The organism is Faecalibacterium sp. Marseille-P9312 (genome assembly GCF_902497445.1).
Taxonomy (GTDB): Bacteria; Bacillota; Clostridia; order Oscillospirales; family Ruminococcaceae; genus Faecalibacterium; species Faecalibacterium longum.
Genome location: NZ_CABVEW010000011.1, coordinates 16,143 through 35,138, shown reverse-complemented (window position 1 = coordinate 35,138; position 18,996 = coordinate 16,143). Strand labels below are relative to the sequence as shown.

At 59.7% G+C, this 18,996-nt stretch carries 20 protein-coding genes and 2 tRNA genes; 11 read left to right on the top strand and 11 right to left on the bottom strand.

Features of this window, described 5'->3' with window-relative positions:
• Window positions 1–143 precede the first annotated feature (143 nt).
• From F3G95_RS09415 to F3G95_RS09400, 4 genes are all read left to right on the top strand, one after another.
• Window positions 144–220: transfer RNA gene (locus tag F3G95_RS09415), tRNA-Met, on the top strand.
• 91 nt (window positions 221–311) lie between these two features.
• A tRNA-Glu gene (locus F3G95_RS09410) sits at window positions 312–383 on the top strand.
• A 196-nt stretch (window positions 384–579) separates the two neighbouring features.
• Window positions 580–840: a DUF4160 domain-containing protein gene (locus F3G95_RS09405; protein WP_015565063.1), complete on the top strand. Its 261-nt coding sequence runs from the start codon at window positions 580–582 to the stop codon at window positions 838–840.
• Between the two features lie 14 nt (window positions 841–854).
• Window positions 855–1,151, top strand: coding sequence for a DUF2442 domain-containing protein (locus tag F3G95_RS09400; RefSeq protein WP_149794726.1), 297 nt, complete (start codon window positions 855–857; stop codon window positions 1,149–1,151).
• A gap of 68 nt (window positions 1,152–1,219) precedes the next feature.
• Here the strand turns inward: F3G95_RS09400 and F3G95_RS09395 are convergent, their stop codons facing one another.
• The 6 genes from F3G95_RS09395 to F3G95_RS09370 all read right to left on the bottom strand — a co-directional run bounded on the left by F3G95_RS09395 (window position 1,220) and on the right by F3G95_RS09370 (window position 5,848).
• Entirely contained in the window at window positions 1,220–2,020 is an 801-nt protein-coding gene (locus F3G95_RS09395) for an SDR family oxidoreductase (protein ID WP_149794725.1), read from the bottom strand.
• Between the two features lie 235 nt (window positions 2,021–2,255).
• Window positions 2,256–2,912, bottom strand: a complete 657-nt coding sequence (locus F3G95_RS09390) for an HAD family hydrolase (RefSeq protein ID WP_149794724.1) — start codon at window positions 2,910–2,912, stop codon at window positions 2,256–2,258.
• A 22-nt stretch (window positions 2,913–2,934) separates the two neighbouring features.
• A complete protein-coding gene (locus F3G95_RS09385; RefSeq protein ID WP_149794723.1) occupies window positions 2,935–4,314 on the bottom strand; it encodes a PH domain-containing protein in 1,380 nt (459 codons plus the stop codon).
• The gene (locus F3G95_RS09380; protein ID WP_149794722.1) at window positions 4,311–4,742 is read right to left on the bottom strand and encodes a PH domain-containing protein; all 432 of its coding nucleotides are present in this window, start codon (window positions 4,740–4,742) and stop codon (window positions 4,311–4,313) included. Before F3G95_RS09380 ends, F3G95_RS09385 begins: the two co-directional genes overlap by 4 nt.
• Window positions 4,739–5,404, bottom strand: a complete 666-nt coding sequence (locus tag F3G95_RS09375; RefSeq protein WP_149794721.1) for a TrkA family potassium uptake protein — start codon at window positions 5,402–5,404, stop codon at window positions 4,739–4,741. Before F3G95_RS09375 ends, F3G95_RS09380 begins: the two co-directional genes overlap by 4 nt.
• Before the next feature lie 30 nt (window positions 5,405–5,434).
• Window positions 5,435–5,848, bottom strand: coding sequence for a TrkA family potassium uptake protein (locus F3G95_RS09370; RefSeq protein WP_015565069.1), 414 nt, complete (start codon window positions 5,846–5,848; stop codon window positions 5,435–5,437).
• 227 nt (window positions 5,849–6,075) lie between these two features.
• Between F3G95_RS09370 and F3G95_RS09365 the strand changes: the two genes are divergently transcribed.
• The gene (locus tag F3G95_RS09365) at window positions 6,076–6,906 is read left to right on the top strand and encodes an undecaprenyl-diphosphate phosphatase (protein WP_149794720.1); all 831 of its coding nucleotides are present in this window, start codon (window positions 6,076–6,078) and stop codon (window positions 6,904–6,906) included.
• Window positions 6,907–7,059: 153 nt separating this feature from the next.
• A complete protein-coding gene (locus F3G95_RS09360; protein ID WP_149794719.1) occupies window positions 7,060–8,184 on the top strand; it encodes a DUF362 domain-containing protein in 1,125 nt (374 codons plus the stop codon).
• Window positions 8,185–8,253: 69 nt separating this feature from the next.
• On the opposite strand, the gene F3G95_RS09355 is transcribed toward F3G95_RS09360, so the two are convergent.
• The gene (locus F3G95_RS09355; RefSeq protein WP_149794718.1) at window positions 8,254–8,856 is read right to left on the bottom strand and encodes a hypothetical protein; all 603 of its coding nucleotides are present in this window, start codon (window positions 8,854–8,856) and stop codon (window positions 8,254–8,256) included.
• Window positions 8,857–9,067: 211 nt separating this feature from the next.
• On the opposite strand from F3G95_RS09355, the gene F3G95_RS09350 reads away from it, so the two are divergent.
• Window positions 9,068–10,381, top strand: coding sequence for a M18 family aminopeptidase (locus tag F3G95_RS09350; RefSeq protein ID WP_149794717.1), 1,314 nt, complete (start codon window positions 9,068–9,070; stop codon window positions 10,379–10,381).
• A complete protein-coding gene (gene gluQRS, locus F3G95_RS09345; RefSeq protein WP_149794716.1) occupies window positions 10,378–11,325 on the top strand; it encodes a tRNA glutamyl-Q(34) synthetase GluQRS in 948 nt (315 codons plus the stop codon). Before F3G95_RS09350 ends, gluQRS begins: the two co-directional genes overlap by 4 nt.
• Before the next feature lie 744 nt (window positions 11,326–12,069).
• On the opposite strand, the gene F3G95_RS09335 is transcribed toward gluQRS, so the two are convergent.
• The 3 genes from F3G95_RS09335 to F3G95_RS09325 all read right to left on the bottom strand — a co-directional run bounded on the left by F3G95_RS09335 (window position 12,070) and on the right by F3G95_RS09325 (window position 15,774).
• A complete protein-coding gene (locus tag F3G95_RS09335) occupies window positions 12,070–12,729 on the bottom strand; it encodes a phosphatase PAP2 family protein (RefSeq protein WP_188117540.1) in 660 nt (219 codons plus the stop codon).
• A gap of 269 nt (window positions 12,730–12,998) precedes the next feature.
• A complete protein-coding gene (locus tag F3G95_RS09330) occupies window positions 12,999–14,501 on the bottom strand; it encodes a carbon starvation CstA family protein (RefSeq protein WP_149794714.1) in 1,503 nt (500 codons plus the stop codon).
• A 352-nt stretch (window positions 14,502–14,853) separates the two neighbouring features.
• Window positions 14,854–15,774 (bottom strand): LysR family transcriptional regulator, encoded by a 921-nt coding sequence (locus tag F3G95_RS09325; RefSeq protein WP_149794713.1) that lies wholly within the window; start codon window positions 15,772–15,774, stop codon window positions 14,854–14,856.
• 130 nt (window positions 15,775–15,904) lie between these two features.
• On the opposite strand from F3G95_RS09325, the gene F3G95_RS09320 reads away from it, so the two are divergent.
• The 3 genes from F3G95_RS09320 to F3G95_RS09310 are packed head-to-tail and all read left to right on the top strand — an operon-like array spanning window position 15,905 to window position 17,600.
• On the top strand, window positions 15,905–16,114 hold the full coding sequence (locus F3G95_RS09320) for a hypothetical protein (RefSeq protein WP_015565077.1): 210 nt from the start codon (window positions 15,905–15,907) through the stop codon (window positions 16,112–16,114).
• 34 nt (window positions 16,115–16,148) lie between these two features.
• On the top strand, window positions 16,149–17,051 hold the full coding sequence (locus F3G95_RS09315) for a 2-dehydropantoate 2-reductase (protein WP_149794712.1): 903 nt from the start codon (window positions 16,149–16,151) through the stop codon (window positions 17,049–17,051).
• 9 nt (window positions 17,052–17,060) lie between these two features.
• A complete protein-coding gene (locus F3G95_RS09310) occupies window positions 17,061–17,600 on the top strand; it encodes a histidine phosphatase family protein (RefSeq protein WP_149794711.1) in 540 nt (179 codons plus the stop codon).
• 39 nt (window positions 17,601–17,639) lie between these two features.
• On the opposite strand, the gene F3G95_RS09305 is transcribed toward F3G95_RS09310, so the two are convergent.
• Entirely contained in the window at window positions 17,640–18,995 is a 1,356-nt protein-coding gene (locus F3G95_RS09305) for an MATE family efflux transporter (RefSeq protein ID WP_149794710.1), read from the bottom strand.
• Window position 18,996: the final 1 nt, after the last annotated feature.

The window sequence follows — 18,996 nt, the reverse complement described above, 5'->3', positions numbered from 1 at the left end:
AAAATCAGAAAGAATGAAAAAATTGAAGATTTTTAAAATCAGAAAGAATGAAAAAATTGAAGATTTTTTTGAAAAAGTTGTTGACAAAACGGGGGTTGTTGGATATAATAATAAAGCACTGTTCAAGTGCAACAAATAAATATGGCGGTATAGCTCAGTTGGCTAGAGCATTCGGTTCATACCCGAAGTGTCACCGGTTCAAATCCAGTTACCGCTACCACATTACAGAGTTTCGCTAAGATAAGGGGGACGGTCGTCCGCAATAGTGGATGATGAAAGTCGGAGGTTTTAGCGAAGCTCTGTATTTCTAAGGCCCGTTGGTCAAGCGGTTAAGACACGGCCCTTTCACGGCTGTAACATGGGTTCGATTCCCGTACGGGTCATAAAAAAGCTCCTCAATCTTAGGATTGAGGAGCTTTTTTAGTGTTCGGGTCCCAATCTTCAGGAATGTCTACCGTGGTTGCTGTCGTCTGGGCACATCGGCACAAAGGCGTTTTTTTATTTGACCCATACGGGAATCAATGATAGACATATCAAAAAAAATGCGATATACTAATGATAAACACAAGGAGGTGCGGTATGCCGGAAATCAGTTTGTTTTGCGGAATAAGGGTCATGATGTTTTACAGCGACCATAACCCGCCGCACTTTCACGCGGAATATGGTGGCTGTAAAGCACTTATTGATATTCAAAATGCCTGTGTGATCCGTGGAGCACTCCCAAGCCGTCAGCTGAAGCTGATTCTGGCATGGTGCGAACTGCACAAAGATGAATTGATGCAGAACTGGGAGCTTGCCAGAGACGCAAAGCCTTTGAATCATGTGGAGCCTTTGATTTGAACAGGAGGGCCGCTATGGAATATATGCCGAAAGTCCTGCAGGCGGTTGCAGGAGAGAACTTTACGATTTATCTCTATTTCAGCGATGGCTCAGTGCGGCTGTACGATGCAAAGCCGATTCTGGAACGCGGCGGCGTGTTTGAGCCGATGCGGGACGAAAACTTCTTTCGGGAGCATCTGACGGTGCTGAATGATACGGCGGCATGGGATGTCAATAGAGATTTTGACCCGTGCAACTGCATCGACCTCGACCCCATCGAACTATATGAGTCTTCTGTGGTCGTAGCCGACCCACTGGAAACTGCATCATAAAAAATCACCCCCGCCTGCCGGATAGTGCAGGCGGGGGTTCGTTATGCAAGGAAGCAGATGATGTCGTTTTACGGTCTCTGGCCCATGCCGCCCTCCAGCGTCAGGGTCTCGCCGGACATATACTTGAAATCCGGCATGGCCAGCTGGACGCAGACACGGCCAATCTCCGTCTCAGCGTTGCCGTAGTGGCCCATGGGGGGCATCTTGACGTTGGCCTTGAAAGCGTCGGGGTAGGCGTCCCTGAACTGCTCGAGCTTGGCCGTCCATGCCAGCGGGCAGACCACGTTGACGTTGATGCCGTCCTTGCCCCACTCGGTGGCGGCGACGCGGGACATACCGCGGATACCCTCCTTGGCGGCAGCATAGGCCGACTGGCCGAAGTTGCCGAAGAGGCCGGCGCCGGAAGCGAAGTTGATGACACTGCCGTGAGACTCAGCCAGATAGGGGTAGCAGGCTTTCATGTAGTAGAAAGCGGCGTAGAGGCCGGAGTAGATGGCCAAATCGAACTGCTCGGTGGTGTGCTCGGCCAGCGGCACGCCGGAGGCCGAAGCCTGTGCATTGTTGATGAGCACCTGAATGCCGCCGAAGGTATCGACAGCCTGCTTGACCACATTTGCCACAGTGGCCTCGTTGTCGCCGCCCGCGCAGACATCGGCCTGCACGGGCAGCACCTTGATGCCGTAGAGGCTTTCCAGCTCCTGCTTGGCTGCTTCCAGCTTCTTGACATTGCGGCCTGTGATGACGAGGTTCGCGCCCTCCTTGGCGTATGCGGTGGCGATGCCGTAGCCGATGGAGCCGCAGCTCCCATCCTTCAGGACAGCGCGCCCTGCGCCGGTAATGATGGCGGTTTTACCAGTTAAAAAGCCCATAAGTTGCAACCTCCTGTTTCGATGTTCCTCGGTGTTCTGCCGGGGGTTGTTCTATAGCTCGAGTATAGCAGAAAAGCGGAAAATTGTAAAATAGCGCTTTTGAATCGTTTTTTCTTTGATTGAGGAATGGCTCAGACGCTCACTTGCGGTATTTTTTCATCAGTTCCTTTTGCAAAAAAACTACGGCCCTGCCAGGATGCATTTCAGCGTCCCGGCAGGGCCGTGCTTTTGTTTTTCAGTGCTGGTGGAGATACGTCAGAATATCTTCCGGCTTTGCGGCCAGAGCATCGGCACCGGCGGCGGTCAGCTCAGCTTCGCCCCGGAAGCCCCAGAGAACGCCCAGAGCGGGCAGACCGGCATTGTGTCCCGTAAGGATGTCTACGTCGCTGTCGCCCACGAAAAGGGTGCTCTGCGGGTCTGCGCCGAGGTCAGCCATCAGGGAGTAGACGCCAGCCGGGTCCGGCTTAGTGGGTACGCCGGGGCGGCTGCCCCGCACCAGCGAAAAGCTGTCCGGGCCGAAGTAGTGCTCGATGATCTTTCCACAAAAAGCGTCCGCCTTGTTGGAAAAAACGGCGGTCTGGACACCCTCGGCCTTCAGCGCGGCCAGCAGTTCCGGGATGCCGGGATAGGGGGCCGTTTTGTCTTCCTTGTGGGCGTCATACCGGGCCGAGAACTCGGCCAGCGTGGCGGCAAGCTGTTCGGGCGTCCGGGCGTTTTCCGGGGAAAAGCGCTCCACCAGCTTCGGGATGCCGTTGCCCACGAAGTGCTTGTAGGTCTCTACTGGAAAGGTCGGCCAGCCGTGCTGGGTGCAGACCCAGTTGGCCGCGTTGGCCAGGTCGTCGATGGTGTTCAGTAAGGTACCGTCCAAATCGAAGAGAATGGTTTTTATCATGAGAATCAGACTTCCTTTTGTTTTATGTTTTCTGCTCCAAAGCGTTGAGACAGGGCGCAGCGTCCCGCACGGGGATGCTGCGCACCTTGAGCCGCACCTGCCCGGGCAGAGCCAGCGTCAGCGTCATGCGCTGATAACGTGCCGCCCAGGGCGATTGGAAGGTGCGCAGGCAGACATCCGGGTGGAACACACAGATACAGTGGAGATAAACACCCTTCTGCCGCCGCAGGGTGAACCGGCCCTCCCGGAGCCAGATGCCCTCTTTCAGCCAGCCCATCAGCCCGCCCGCCAGAAAGACGGCAAATACCGCTGTCGGGATGAGCAATGTCCCCGTGAGGGCAGGCAGAACGCTGCGGGAGACCAGCACCAGCAGCAGGCACAGCCCGAACGGGATGCCGGCAGGCGCAAAGAAAACGGCGCTGCGGTGGGTGAGGTCGTGCCGGGTGTCGGGCGGCATCCGGAACTCGGGCAGCAGCTCCCGGAACAGCTCTTCCTGCCCGGAGCGGTAGACGAAAAGCGGCAGCTCCGGGCGGCAGCTGCCTGCCACCACGAATACCGGCCAGCGCTTCATGAGCCGGGCGATGGGGGAGACGCGGACGTCCGCGTAGCTGATCTCACTGCTCCGCACCCGGAACTCGAACCGGGACAGCCAGCCGCCCCGGCTGCCCAGCTGGTCGGCAGTGTGCCAGACCGTATAATGAACGGTCTGGACAAAACTGCGGGCCAGACTGATGCCGAAGAGCGCCCCGGCCAGCACCAGCATCCACGCCGCACCGGCGGGCAGCCAGTGGGCCGCGAACCGGACGAGGAGGTTCAGCCGGGAGAGGGCCACGGCCTCGGCGGTGAGGGGAAATGGTCGGCTCTGTCGGATGGCCAGATAGGTCAGCGCCAGCGTGGACAGGCCGTTGGCACCCAAAACCACCAGCGCGGCCCGCTCGCCCCCGGCAGGGCGGTGGCAGACCGGGTCCCGGACAGGCATCAGGCGGTCGGCAAGCTCCTGCGCGTCTTCTTTGTGCAAATAAAGGGTGACGGCTCGCTTGGCAGGCTGGCCCACCGGGTAGAGCACCACCCGGCTGGCCCCGAGCAGCCGAAAGAAAAGCGGCCGCTCAATGGTCAGTGCGGCCAGAGCTTCGCCCCGGATGATGCGCTCCCGCTTGGAGAGGAACGCCCACCGCAGCCGGAGCACACCGGCCTCATCCAGCGCCCAGCTGCTGGCTTCCAGCAGGATGGAGCTGGCCCCGCAGAGGAAGAGCAGAAGCGCGGCGTCCTGCCGCAGAGCTGTGAGCAGAGCGTTCAGGCTGAATTCCAGCAGGGCGTTCGCCAGAGGCAGCAGGCAGACGACGACCGCCTTGCGCAGGAAGCGGAGGGCGGCGAGAGGATGGTAATGCCGTTGTCGGGTCATGGTGCATCCTCCGCCAGAATGTGAGCCAGGAGCCCGGCCTGCTTGGCCGGGATGGCGGGCAGAAAGAGCTTCGCGCCCGGGGCTGCCACGATGAGCAGCGAGACGCCGCCCAGCCGCAGCAGGGGCGTCCGGAGCAGCCGGACGCTGGTAACGGCCCGGCGGGGAAGCACCTGCCGCACCGGCAGCGCAACGCCGGAGTAGACCGTTACGGTCCGTTCCCCCAGCACGGCGGCGAAGCTGCAGGCCCGCGCCCAGAGGCAGTAGACCAGAAAGCCCCAGAGCAGGCAGAAACCCGCTCCGGCGGCGACGCTCTGCCAGAACACGAAGGGCGCAGCGAACAGCCCCGGCACCGCCGCCCAGACGCAGAGGACGGCCCGGCCAGTAGGCGGGATGATGACGGCGGTGCGCCGCAGCTCCTGCTCCGTCACTTACCGCTGAGGCCCCAGGCCTCGGTCAGCTCGTGCAGGCTGTCGTCACGGGTCAGGCAGAGGATGTGGTCCCAGGGCATCAGGATCGTGCTGCCGTGGGGGATGATGAACTCGGTGTCGCGGGTGATGCTGATCAGGATGGTGTCGCCCGGGATGGGGATGTCCATGATGGCCTTGCCCGCGTAGAGGAAATTCTCGGGCAGCAAGATCTCGTTCAGGCTGGCCGTGCCGCCGCCCAGAGAGAGGAGCTGGCGGATGGTATCCGTCTCGATCTCCCGCTCGAGGATGTGGCTCAGGTTGTCGGTGCCGCAGACCACGGTGTCCACGCCGAGGGTGTGGAGCAGTTCGCGGTTTTTGGGGTTGGAGGCCCGGGCCACGGTGCGGTCTACGCCGAACTCCCGCTTGGCGATCTGGCAGGCCACAAGGTTGTCTTCGTCAGAGCCGGTCACAGCCACAAAGGCGTCGCAGCTGGCAACGTCGGCGGTGCGAAGAGTGTCCACGCTGATGGAGTCGCCGCAGATGACCGGGATGTCCAGCGTATCGGCCAGCATCCGGCACTGGCTCTCCACTGGCTCGATGATGACGATTTCGTGGCGGTTGGCCAGCAGGCTCTGAGCCAGATACCGGCCCACACGCCCGCCGCCGGCAATACAAACTTTCATAACACTACCTCATTATACAAATGGTATCGATTATTTGGCGAGAGAACGGAACACGGCCTGCTCGGTGAGGACGGTGGGGCAGATGGTGTCCAGTTCGTAGGCCTTGTGGTAGAGCACCTGCAGGTGGGGGTCGGAGACGCGGCAGATGACCTTTTCGCGCTGAAAGAGGCTCTTGGCGATCTGAGCGGCCATCAGGTTGAGGGAGTCGTCCTCGCTGACGGCGGCCACGGCATCGCAGTTCTCGATGCCGCCCTGACGCAGTACGTCGGGGTCGGTGGGGTCGCCCACAAGGGCGTTGCCGCTGAAGGTGTAGTCATCGAAGGCGTCCAGACGCTTGAGTTGTTCGGAGTCCTTTTCGATGATGGAGATGTCGTGGCCGATGCGCTCCAGGTCCCGCACCAGCGATGCGCCCACCTGGTCGCAGCCGATTACAAGAATGTTCATGAAATTACCTCGCTGTAAAATATATATTGAACTTCGTCTCCGATAAATCTACATCCCAGTATAGCATATTTTTCCCCGCAGATAAATAGAAAAGCTGTAGGGGATTCCAGAGATAAAATTTTTGAATTCCTGGTGCGCAGAGAGTCGGAATATGGTATACTGAAACAGTATGATGATAAGGATCACAAAAGCCCGTGCGCCCGGCGTGCGGCAGGAGGAGTGCTTATATGTTTCTTGAGATCATCAAAGCGATTTTGATGGGCATCGTGGAGGGCATCACCGAGTGGCTGCCCATCTCGTCCACAGGCCATATGATCTTGCTGGAACAGGTGGTAAAGTTCAACGCCAGCGAAGAGTTCATGTCCATGTTCCGCGTGGTCATCCAGCTGGGTGCCATCCTTGCGGTGGTGGTGCTGTTCTGGGGCAGGCTGTGGCCCTTCGGCCTGCGGCATGGCCGCGTCATCTCCAAGCCCAGCGTCTGGCAGCTCTGGTTCAAGGTGGTCGCCGCCACCCTGCCGGTGCTGGTCATCAGCCCGCTGGACGACTGGATGGAGGCTCACTTCTATAACTACATCACCGTGGCCGCAATGCTCATCCTCTACGGTGTGCTGTTCCTCGTGGTGGAGAGCCGCCGCACTGCGCCCCACGTCACCCATCTGGAACAGATCACTTACCGTGACGCCCTCATCATCGGCGTCTGGCAGATGCTGGCCATCATCCCCGGCACCTCCCGTTCCGGCGCGACCATCGTGGGCGGCCTGCTGCTGGGCCTCTCCCGCGCCTGCGTGGCGGAGTTCACCTTCTACCTCGCCATCCCGGTCATGGCAGGCGCATCCCTGCTCAAGGTGCTCAAATTCGCCGTCTCCGGTGCCGCCATCACCGGCACCGAGGTGGCTGTGCTGGCGGTGGGCTGCGTAGTGGCTTTCGTGGTCAGCCTGGCGGCCATCCGCTTCCTGATGGATTACGTCAAGCGCCACAATTTCACCTTCTTCGGCATCTACCGCATCGCTCTCGGCCTTGTGGTGCTGGCCGTGGCAGTGGTGTCTGCAATGGTGTAAAATCGAACTCGGGTCTTCTGAGCCCCTCGCCCCGGCGAGGGGCTTTTCTTGCGCCTGTCCGTTCGGCGTGCTATAATATTTTTTCAGAGAGTATGAGCGCGGCAAACAGGAGCTGCGCACCTGAATTGTCAAAGAAAACAGGAGGAAAAACCGATGGAAGCATCGACCGTCTACTATACCGATTTCCGCTGTCCCGTAGGTACCAGCCTCACCGAAAAGCTGCGCCGCCTGTGCATCGCGGCAGGCATCAAGAACATCGACATGGAGGGGAAGTTCGTCGCCATCAAGATGCATTTCGGCGAGCTGGGCAACCTGGCCTATCTGCGCCCCAACTACGCCAAGGTGGTGGCCGACCTGTGCAAGGAGCAGGGCGGTATGCCTTTCCTGACCGACTGCAACACCCTGTATCCGGGAAGCCGAAAGAACGCCCTCGAGCACCTGACCTGCGCCCAGCTGAACGGCTTCTGGCCCATGACCACCGGCTGTCAGGTCATCATCGCCGACGGCCTGCGCGGCACTGATGAGGTGGAGGTGCCTGTGCCGAACGGCGAATACTGTAAGACCGCTAAGATCGGCCGCGCCATCATGGACGCCGACATCTTCATCAGCCTGAGCCACTTCAAGGGCCACGAGTCCACCGGCTTCGGCGGTGCCATCAAGAACATCGGCATGGGCTGCGGCTCCCGCGCCGGCAAGATGGAGCAGCACGCCTCCGGCCACCCGGCGGTGCAGGAAGACCTCTGCCGCGGCTGTCATCGCTGCGCCAAGGAGTGCGGCTCCGACGCCATCAGCTACAACGAGAAGAACAAGGCCGTCATCGACCAGGACAAGTGCAAGGGCTGCGGCCGCTGCATCGGTGCCTGCAACTTCGACGCCATCTATGCCCTGTGCGACAGCGCCAACGAGATGCTGGACCGCAAGATGGCCGAGTATGCCGCCGCCGTCTGCCATGACCGTCCCACCTTCCACATCAGCCTTGTGCAGGACATCAGCCCCAACTGCGACTGCCACGGCGAGAACGACGCGCCCATCCTGCCGGACATCGGCATGTTCGCCTCCTTCGACCCGGTGGCCCTCGACCAGGCTTGCGCTGACGCCTGCCTGAACGCCGCTCCGCTGCCCAATAGCCAGCTGGGCCAGAACCTCGTCACCCCGGGCTGGAACTGCCACCACGACAACTTCAAGGACTCTAACCCCAACATCGAGTGGAAAGCCACCCTCGAGCAGGCCGAGAAGGTCGGCATGGGTACCCGCGCCTACACCCTCAAGAAAGTCTGATCCCGATAAAACAAAGGCCGGACGCCTCCCGCATCAAAGCGGAAAGGCGTCCGGCCTTTTCTCTGTGATTTAATACTCGCCCTTTGCCTCCGGCACGAGGGGGTCAACGACATCCTCAAGGGCGTTCCAGTCCTTCTCAGAGAAGGTCAGCTCCTTGGCGTCGAGGCCCACGTCCTCCAGACGACCTGCCATGGCGTCCTTGTCTTCCAGCAGGGCAGCGGCATCGTCCTTTATCATGGGCCATGCCTCGGCGAAGCCCTCCTGCTCCGAGTCGGAGAGGTTGTCGTACCACTGGGTGTAGGCGTCCTCAATGGCTGTTTCCGTGCGGGCAGAGAGGTTTGCCTCGTCGGCCCAGACCAGCAGGGTGGCTGCGGCCTGCACGCTCTTGAGGGAGCAGCCGGACACGCCGGGACCCCAGCCGAGGCTGGGCTCAAAGGCGGCTGCAGTGCCGTCTACGCTGAACAGTGAGTTCTCGTCGAAATCTTTGTTGAACAGCCCGGAGGTGTCAGCCTGCGCGGTGCTGCTTGGGGCGCTCTCGCTGCTGACGCTGGACGGCTCAGAAGCCGAAGAGCTTGCGTGGGAGGCGTCGCCGTTTGTATTGGAGCAGCCTGCCAGCAGGCCGCACAGCAGAGCAGCACTCACAAGGAGCGAAAGGATGCGATTTTGAGTCATAGGGGATGTCCTCCTTCTATCTGCGCCCGGCCCGCAGGCCGGGGAAAATATCTCTCTGAGACTAGTATACTGTTCTGCCGCGCGGTTGTCAATTGGCCTTGCCACGAACAAATTTTAAGGGGCCGTGCAGTGGGGCCGGATTGACCTTTCCGGCGCAGCGGGCTATAATAAAAGATATATGGATCGTTAAAATACCAAGGAGAAAATAACCATGAAGAATGCATCTTTTTCGATAGAAGAGCTTTTCCGTTTTCTGGACGCCGGCGTCAGTGCTTTCCACTCCACGGCTGCTGCGGCCGCCATTCTGGAAGCCGAGGGCTATGTGAACTGCCCCGAGAGCGCCGCGTGGGAGCTGGCCCCCGGCGGCAAGTATTACACCACCCGCAACGGCTCTGCCGTGCTGGCATGGCGTATGCCCAAGGGTGAGCTGACCGGCTGGCACGCAGCCGCCAGCCACAGCGACTCGCCAACCTGGCGCATCAAGCAGTTCGACACGGAGGACAAGGTCTTCGCCAAGGCCGAGGTCGAGGGCTACGGCGGCATGATCATGCCCTCCTGGCTCGACCGCCCGCTGACCGTGGCAGGCCGTCTGCTGGTGCGCACCGAGAACGGCATCGAGAGTCGTCTGGTCTGCCCCGACCGTGCGCTGGCCTGTATCCCGAACCTCTGCATCCACTTTAGCCGCGACCTGAACAACGGCATGAAGTATAACCCGCAGGTCGATCTGCAGCCCATCTTCGGCGGCAAGGGCGGAAACCTGAAAGAAGTCCTGGCCGCTGAGGCCGGCGTGAAGGCCGAGGACCTCCTCGACGCTGATCTGGTTCTCGCCACCCGTGAGAAGGCTGTCCGCATGGGCCTGAACGGCGAGTATTTCATGTCCGGCCGCATCGACGACCTCGAGTGCGCCTATACCACCCTGTGGGGCTTCCTGCAGGGCCGCGGCGAAGAGGAAGGCCGCGGAGACATCTGGGTCATGTTCGACAACGAAGAGGTCGGCTCTTCCAGCCGTCAGGGCGCGCAGGGTACCCTCATGGCCGATGTGCTGGCCCGCATCGAGGAGAGCCTGGGCGTCAGCAGGGAGCAGAGCATCCGCGCCCGCACCAACTCTCTGGTGCTGAGCGCCGACAACGGCCACGCCACCCATCCCAACCACCCCGAAAAGAGCGACCCTGCCAACCCCGTCGTGATGGGCGGCGGCGTCCTGCTGAAGTATAATGCCCGCCAGACCTACACCACCAGCGGATTCACCGGTGCAGCCTTCACCGCCATCTGCAAGAAGGCCGGTGTGCCGGTGCAGGTGTTCGCAAACCGCGCAGATGTGCCGGGCGGCTCCACGCTGGGCAATCTGCTGGGCCATCAGATCCTGATGCCTATGGTGGACATCGGTCTGGGTCAGCTGGCCATGCACTCCGCCATGGAGACGGCAAGCTGCGCCGACGCCGAGTACATGGCAAAGGCCGTGGCAGAGTATTACAACACCCCCATCTTCCAGCCGAAGGACGGGGAGTGGAAGCTGGGCCTGTGAGCGCTGTCGTCGGGCGGTTCGCCCCCAGCCCCAGCGGGCGGCTCCATCTGGGCAACCTCGCGTGCAGCCTCCTTGCATGGCTGAGCGCCAGGAGCCAGGGCGGGCGGATCGTTCTCCGCATCGAGGATCTGGACGCGGAGCGCTGCCCCCGCAAGTACGCTGACCAGCTGGAAGAAGACCTTGGGTGGCTGGGCCTTTTCTGGGATGAGGGCGGCAGCAAGGGCGGCCCCCATGAGCCATATTACCAGAGCGAGTGCAGCGGTATCTACACCGAGAGCTACAAAAAGCTGGAAGCCAGGGGGCTTGTCTATCCCTGCTTCTGCTCCCGCAGTCAGCTCCATGCCGCCAGTGCGCCCCACACCTCGGACGGCAACGTCATCTATCCTGGCACCTGCCGGGGGCTGACAGCCGAAGAAATCGCCGAAAAGCGGAAAAAGAAAGCCCCGGCCTACCGCCTCATGGTGCCGGACGAGAACATCACCTTCACCGACGGCTGTATGGGCGAACATACAGAAAACCTTCTGCGCGACTGCGGTGACTTTTACCTCCGCCGCGCCGACGGCGTATTTGCGTATCAGCTGGCCGTTGTGGTGGACGACGCCCGGATGGGCGTCACCGAAGTCGTGCGCGGGGCCGACCTGCTTTCCTCTACGGCGCGGCAGCTCTATCTGTACCGGCTTCTGGGTCTGCCTGCACCGAAGTTCGCTCACTGCCCTCTGCTGCTGGCGTCGGATGGGCGGCGGCTCTCCAAGCGGGACGGCGACCAGAGCCTTGAGAACCTTCGCGCCCGCTATACGGCCGAGGACATCGTGGGCCGTCTGGCCTATGCCTACGGCCTGCAGGAAGAGCCTGCGCCTCGGACGCCGGAAAGCCTCATCAAAGACTTTTCGTGGGATAAGGTGCCGAAGAAAGACATCTGTCTGCCGGAAGGGCTGTTTGAATAACTGAAACAAGAAAAGACCTTCAAGTTTTCATGAAGAGAACTTGAAGGTCTTTTTATATTTATAAATTGCTTTTGCGGAGAGCTTAGTTCTCTTTTGCGTGTCAAAAGAGAACCAGAAATGGTTCTCGCGCTGGTGGCGCGGGGCGGTTTTTTTCTTTTGGTCAAATGGCTTGCGCTCCGCGCGGGCCAGAGGTAGGGAGGGGTGTTTCGAATCCCCCCTCCCTACCTCTGGACTCCACTCTCCCCGCAACGAGTTAAGGGCTGCTCGCCCTTAACAATTCCGAAGATGAGGTCGAAGCCCAAAAATGCTAGCCGCTTCGCTAAACGCATTTTTTTGTGCTTCTCCCATTTACGGCTCCGCCGAAGATTTCACGTTTCTGCTGGACGTTACCGTCAGCAGAGAGGTAACACCAGCTGCGAAGCAGCAAATCGGAGAAACGAGAAAAAAGCGTTAAGCGAAGCGGCTAGCTTTTTTCCGTTTCGACAACCCCTTCGGGGTCTGAAAGGGGCGAGCAGCCCCTTTCTCGTGGATCCAGCGCGTCGAAATCGCTGGTGGTTTTCTGGTTCTCTTTTGACATCAAAAGAGAACATTAGCCTTAATGAAAAAGCGCTTTACCCCGCGCCACCAGCGCGCAAAGAACTTCATCTTCAATACACAAAAAGACCTTCAAGTTTTCATGAAGAGAACTTGAAGGTCTTTTCTGCTTTCAGAAAGGGGGGACGGCTTCGCCGAGGGGACACGTTATCAGAGCCGCTGCGGAATGCGGCGCATCTCTCCCGAGCGCTCGAGGCTGCTGGCGGCAGCATCCAGCGCAAAGGCCAGCGCTGCGCCCAGCACCACGTCGATGCAGCTGTGCTGCTTGAGCAGCATGGTGGACAGGATGATGGCCACGCCCAGAACATTCGCAGCAGGCCGCATCCAGCGGCGGCCCGGCTCGTCGAAGCAACGGCTCCGGCGGTAGCCGATCATCAGGGTCACCGAGTTGAAAACGTGGATGGAGGGGCAGACGTTCCGGGCGGTGTCAACGGCATAGAGCATCCGCACCAGACGGGCGAAGATGTCGCTGCCATATACCCGGTAAGGCCGCAGAGCAAGCCCTGTGGGCAGAAGGACATAACAGCTCAGCGCGATGGTCATGCCGGCGAAGAGGCACAGGCAGACCCGCCAGAAGTCGCTGCGCTCGCCGTGCCGCAGCAGATAGAACAGGGTAAAGGGTATCCACGCGAACCATGCAAAATAGGGGACGATGGCGTACTTGCAGAAGGGGATGACATCGTCCAGCTGGCAGTGTACCCAGATGGCAGGGACGGTGATATTCACCTCGAGCCAGTGGAACGCGGTCAGATAAAATACAGTGTAAAGAGCCATGAAAGAGATGGGATGGCGTGCAAACCAGCTGCGCATCAGTAACACTTCCTTTTAGGGGCAGTATTCCATTTCGCCCCGGCTTCATAGCATTATACGCCCCAATCATGAACAAAACAAGACAAAAATTTGACAATCTTACTAAAACAGTCTGCGAAAAATTGTGCAGATAGTCGAGCTGTTTTTGCGCTGCAAACAAAAACAAGCCGCTGCCAACTGGCAGCGGCTTGTTGCTTGAAGTTCAAGCAATGCCGTTCGGAATGGGTAAGTTCAGACGGCGGCGAAACTCAGATGAGTACGCTGGGCTGTTATGCATTCTTTGCGGTGTGCTTCTTGGTCGCATGGAGGAAGATGGCCAGCATTGCGATGGCGAAGATGACGCCGAAGGGATATGCAACAGCGGTGTTGTAGATGGTAGCGCCCTCAGCGGTCTTGCTGTTGAGGATGCTGCCCAGGCACTCAGGAGCCAGAACGAAGTAAGTAGAGGAGACTGCGCTCATGAAGGTAGCAGGCACAGCGGTGATCCAGTAGTTCTTCTTCTCCTGGAAGAGGTACATGGAAGCTGCCCACAGAACGATCATAGCCAGAGTCTGGTTGGTCCAGCTGAAGTAGCGCCAGATAACGGTGTAGTTGATGAAGCCCAGTGCATTGCCGATGCCCAGGAAAGCGCCGACGCCCAGAACGGGGATGCAGAGCTTCAGGCGGTTTGCGTAGCTGTCCTGATCGATCTTGAACCAGTCGGCCAGGGTCAGACGAGCGGAACGGAATGCGGTATCGCCAGAGGTGATGGGGCAGACGACGACGCCGATCATAGCCAGTGCGATGCCCACACCGCCCATGGTCTTGGAGCAGACGTCGTAGATAGCAGCGGACTGGCCCTCAGCCAGAGCAGCTGCCAGACCGGTGTTCAGACCGCCGGTGATCTCGTACAGGGAGCAGCCAGCTGCGGCCCAGATCAGAGCGATGATGCCCTCGCAGACCATTGCGCCGTAGAAAACGAAGTGGCCCTGCTTCTCACTCTTCATGCAGCGAGCCATCAGAGGCGACTGAGTGGAGTGGAAACCGGAGATAGCGCCGCAGGCGACGGTGATGAACATGAAGCTCCAGATAGGAGTTCCGGAGGGATGCATGCTGCCGAAGTGCTGCCAGATCTCGGGGATGGTGTAGGCGGGGTTGGTGAAGATGCCAAAGATAACGCCGACGGCCATGATGATCAGGCAGATGCCGAAGATGGGGTAGATCTTACCGATGACGGCGTCGATGGAGATGAAGGTCGCAATGAAGTAGTAGACCAGAATGATGATCAGCCAGAACAGGGTAGTGGTCAGAACACCGGACATACCGCTGTTCTTGCACAGGGTGACGATCAGGCCGGCAGGGCCGACTGCGAACACGGTACCGACCATGATCAGCAGCACGACGGAGAACACACGCATGACGTTCTGCATCACAGGGCCGAGGTATTTGCCGGTGATCTCTGCGATAGAGCCGCCGTCATTACGCTCGCTCATCATGCCGGAGAAGTAGTCGTGGACACCACCTGCAAAGATGGTACCGAAGGTGATCCACAGGAACACCACAGGGCCCCACAGAGCACCCTGCAGTGCGCCGAAGATGGGGCCGAGGCCCGCGATGTTCAGCAGCTGGACCAGAAACAGCTTCCACTGGGGCATCACGACATAGTCAACACCGTCGTTGATGCGGACAGCGGGAGTTTCACGGTCATCGGGTCCGAACGTGTTGTCAACGATCTTGCCATAGACGAAGTAACCGCCGATCAGGATCGCTAAACAGAGTAAGAAACTAATCATACCAGAAACCTCCTTTTTGATTTCTGCAGCCGACCCCATTCTGCCGACTGCCAAAATCATCCTTGGCCTTATGTTAACACATTCTTCATAAAATGAATAATATGCTTCTGGTATGGGCCATATATCAAAAAATATATGGCCCGGCACCCTGTTTGTGGGATGTCGGGCCATATTTTAACGAAGGCACGATTGAATTTTGACACTGTTTCTCTTTGAAACGATTCCGGGAATGCCCAGAAGGCAGTTTGCCGAAAATTTTAGTGCGTTTTTGTGCAGAGTGCTGAGAGAGGGCGCTTTTTTGCCTTTTTCCGTGGCTTTTCTGCATAAAATGGCGAGAGCTGGAAACAGGACCTTATTTTACCGTGAGGGAGGCTTCCCGGTGGAGCAGGTCGATGAATGCCTGTTCTTCGGACCGGAGCGCGCCGTGGTCGGGGTAGACCAGCACGTCCCGCATGACCTGACGCTGGGCGGGGCATTTTTTGAGCACCAGATGGAACTGGTCCAGCGCCCGCTGGGGCATGGGGGAGGCCCACATATAAGCTGAGGGCAGCTGCTGCAAGATAGAAAGCTGGCTGCACCGCTCGTAGACATGGATGCGGCGGCTGTCGTTGACGTGCCAGCGCACGCCGTCGCCGCCGTCTTCGCCGGGGAGCTGGAAGTCGTCGTGCATGATCTCCATATAATGGTTCAGCTCCGAGAGGTCTTTCACCTCGTGCTTGGCCAGCGGGCCGTCCCGGTTGGTGAGCAGGCGGTACTCGAACTCCATCACAGGCTCCATTTTCAGGCCCCGGCGGGCGCAGTAGTGGATGTAGTGGTCGTCGTCCTCGGCGGCATACCGCAGCAGCGCCAGGTGATAACCCCGGCGCAGCACGAAGTCCAGCGCCTCCATGGAGCCGCCCTCCCGGATGTGGATGCGGAGCTGGTCGGCCCCGGCGGCTTCTTTCAGGAAATCCACCGCCGCATAGGAGGCGTAGGTGGCGTGGGGGATCATCACCCGCAGCTCGGCGCAGCGCTCCCGGGCGTGGTGGGCATCTTCGGTCAGGCGGTCTACCTCTTCCAGCACCCGCGCGGCCTGCTCGATGAACCGCCGCCCCTGCTCGGTGGGGATCATGCCGGTGGACGAGCGCTCAAAGATGCGCAGACCGTATTCCTCTTCCAGATTCTTCAGCGCTTTGCTGACGTTGGGCTGGGCGGCGTAGAGCTGCTTTGCCGCAGCGCTCACCGAGCCCCATTTCTTAATGGCAACGAGATAACGCAGTTCTGTGATGTTCAAAGCTCTTCTCCCCCGGTCAATGCAGATTCTCCTTTATTTTATCAGCCCGGCGGCAGACGTGTCAAGCCGCGGTTGACGCCTCGGAGAGCGGGGCTTATAATAAAGAAAAACGCCCCGGGAGGTGGAAGCTATGGAGCGTTACCGCGTTGTGCGCATCGAAGAGCAGATGTACGGCTGCGAAGAGCTGCCCGAAGGGGCCGAGGTCTGCTGTGATGTGACGGTAGAAGCGGCGGACGGCACCCGGAAGACCCTGTCCTGCCCCGACGCCGAGCTGACACGGCAGGGCATCGACGAGGGAGATACCGTGCTCTGGGACGGCACGGCCCTGCGCAAAGCCTGAATTTGGAAAAGAGCTGGAAAAGGAGAGGAACATCATGAAAAAAATCGAGACTTCCGCCCTCATTGGCCTGGGTGCGCTGGGCATCCTCTTTGGCCGGAAGATGCCCGGCGTGAAGGTCATTGCGGACGCGGAGCGCGTTGCCCGCTACTCGGCCCAGCCGGTGGTCTGCAACGGCAAAGAGTGCCATTTCGACTATGTTACGCCGGAGCAGGGCCAGCCGGTTGACCTGGTCCTCGTGGCCGTCAAGGCTACGGTGCTCGAGCAGGCCATCAAGGACATCAAAAAGTTCGTCGGCCCCGACACCATCATCATCAGCGTGCTCAACGGCATCACCAGTGAGAATGACATCGAGGCTGTCTATCCCGGCCACTGCCTGTGGAGCGTCGCCATCGGGATGGACGCTACCCGGGTGGGCCGCAGCCTGACGTTCGGTGCCGAAGGCCGCATCCAGTTCGGCGAGAAGGGCGGCGAGATGACCGACCGCGTAAAAGCGGTGGATGAGTACCTCACCGCCTGCGGCATCGCCAGCGAGCCCTGCAATGACATCCTCTTCAAGCAGTGGAGCAAGCTGATGGTCAACGACGGCCTCAATCAGGCGGCCGCTGCTTTTGACCTGCCCTACGGCGGTCTGACCAAGCCCGGCCCGGCCTATGATAAGATGCTCGAGGCTATGCAGGAAGTCATTGATCTGTCGGTGCTGGAGGGCGTCAACCTGCCTGCCGACAACCACAAAGCCTTCCTCGAATCCATGGCCCCCACCTTCAATCCTGACGGAATGCCCAGTATGCGGCAGGACGTCCTCGCCAAGCGCCCCACCGAGGTGGAGCAGTTTGCAGGTGTCGTCCGCCGTCTGGCCCAAAAGCACGGGATGCCCACTCCGGCCAACGATTTCTTCTATGAGAAGATCCGGGAGATCGAGGCCAATTACAATAAATAAGGAGACACCATGCACAGCATTTATTTTGCCCGCCACGGCGAGACGGTCTGGAACGTGGAGAATAAGATCTGCGGCATGACCGACAGCCCCCTCACCGAAAAAGGCCAGCAGCAGGCCCGGGAGCTGGGACAGAAGGTCAAGGAAAGCGGCGTCCACATCGACGAGATATTGTATTCACCCCTGAGCCGCGCCGCCGACACCGCAAAGGCCGTGGCCGAGGCCACCGGCCTGCCCGCCCGCTGTGAGCCCCGCCTGCGGGAGCAGTGCTTTGGCAAATACGAAGGCACGCCCCGGGACGGCGCAGAGTTTCGCATCTCCAAGACCCATTTTGCCGACCGCTACGACGGCGGCGAGAGCATGATGCAGCTGGCCCAGCGCATCTATAATCTGCTGGACGAGCTGCGGCAGGATGAGAACAAGACCTATCTTCTCGTGGCCCACAACGGCATCGCCCGGGTGGTGGAGTCCTATTTCCACGACATGACCAACGAGGAATATTCCGCCGCCGGCATCAAAAACTGTGAGTTGGTGGAATACCGGTTCGAATAACAGCAAAAGGCCGTCGGGAGATCCCGACGGCCTTTCTTTTCAACAGGATGCTTTGCGATAGTGGAAAACTTTGTCCTTGGTGATGAACATCAGTACCGTGACGCAGAGCGCACCGGCTTCGGCTGCCGTGACGGCCAGCCAGACGCCCTCGATGCCCAGAACCATGGGCAGGAAGATGAGGGCCAGCAGCTGGAACAGCAGGGTGCGCAGAAAGGAGATGAGCGCACTGGTCACGCCGTCGCCCAGAGCAGTGAAGAAGGAGGAGCCGTAGACATTGAAGCCCATGAGGAAGAAGTTCAGGGCGTAGACGCGGAAGGCGTGGCTGGTCAGTGCCAGCAGCTCGGCGTCGTAGCCCACGAAGATGCGGGCCACATAGGGGATGACCAGCATGGAGAGGGCCGTCATAACGACGGCGATGACGCCGATGAGGCGGAGGCTCTTGGAGTAGAGGTTGTTCAGCTCGGCGTGGTTGCGTGCGCCGTAGTGGTAGCTGACGATGGGGGCGCTGCCGACGGCATAGCCCACGAAGACGGCCACAAACAGGAACGCCGCATACATGATGACGCCATAAGCCGCGACACCGTTTTCGCCCGCAAAGCGGAGGAGCTGGTAATTGTAAAGAATATTGACCAGCGACATGGAAAGATTGGTCATCAGCTCCGAGGAGCCGTTGATGCAGGCGCTGCGGATGACGCCGCCGTTCCACTGGGCGCGGCCCAGATGGATGGAGGAGGTGGAGCGCCTGCTGAAAAAGTAGAACACCGGCAGCACGCCGCCCACGGCCTGACTGATGAAGGTGGCGATGGCTGCGCCCTCCACGCCGCCGTGGAGCATACCCACAAGAACAACGTCCAATACCATGTTGGTAAGTCCCGCCGCTACCGTGAAGGCGAAGCCCAGATAGGGCTTTTCGGCGGTGACGAAGAAGCTCTGGAACATATTCTGCAAAATAAAGGTGGGCAGGGACAGCATCAGGATGCGGCCATACCGGACAGAGTAATCCAGCATCTCACCGCTTGCACCCAGAAGCTGGGCCGCGGGGCGAACAGCGAGGATGCCGATGGCGGAGAGGACGATGCCCAAAATCAGGCCCGTCCAGACGAAGAGGCTGAAATAGCGGTCGGCCTTTTCCCGGTCGCCCTCGCCCAGCGTGATGCCTACGATGGCGCTGCCGCCGGTGCCAAGCATGAAGCCCACCGAGCCGACCAGCATCGGCAGGGGCATGATAAGGTTGACCGCCGCAAAGGCCGTTTTGCCCACAAAGTTGGAGACGCACAGGCCGTCCACGATGCCGTAGATGGAGGTGAACAGCATGGTGCCGATGCAGGGCAGCACGAACCGCAAAAGGCGGCTGTAATCAAAGTGGTCGGATAACTGTATTTTCTGCTTTGACATG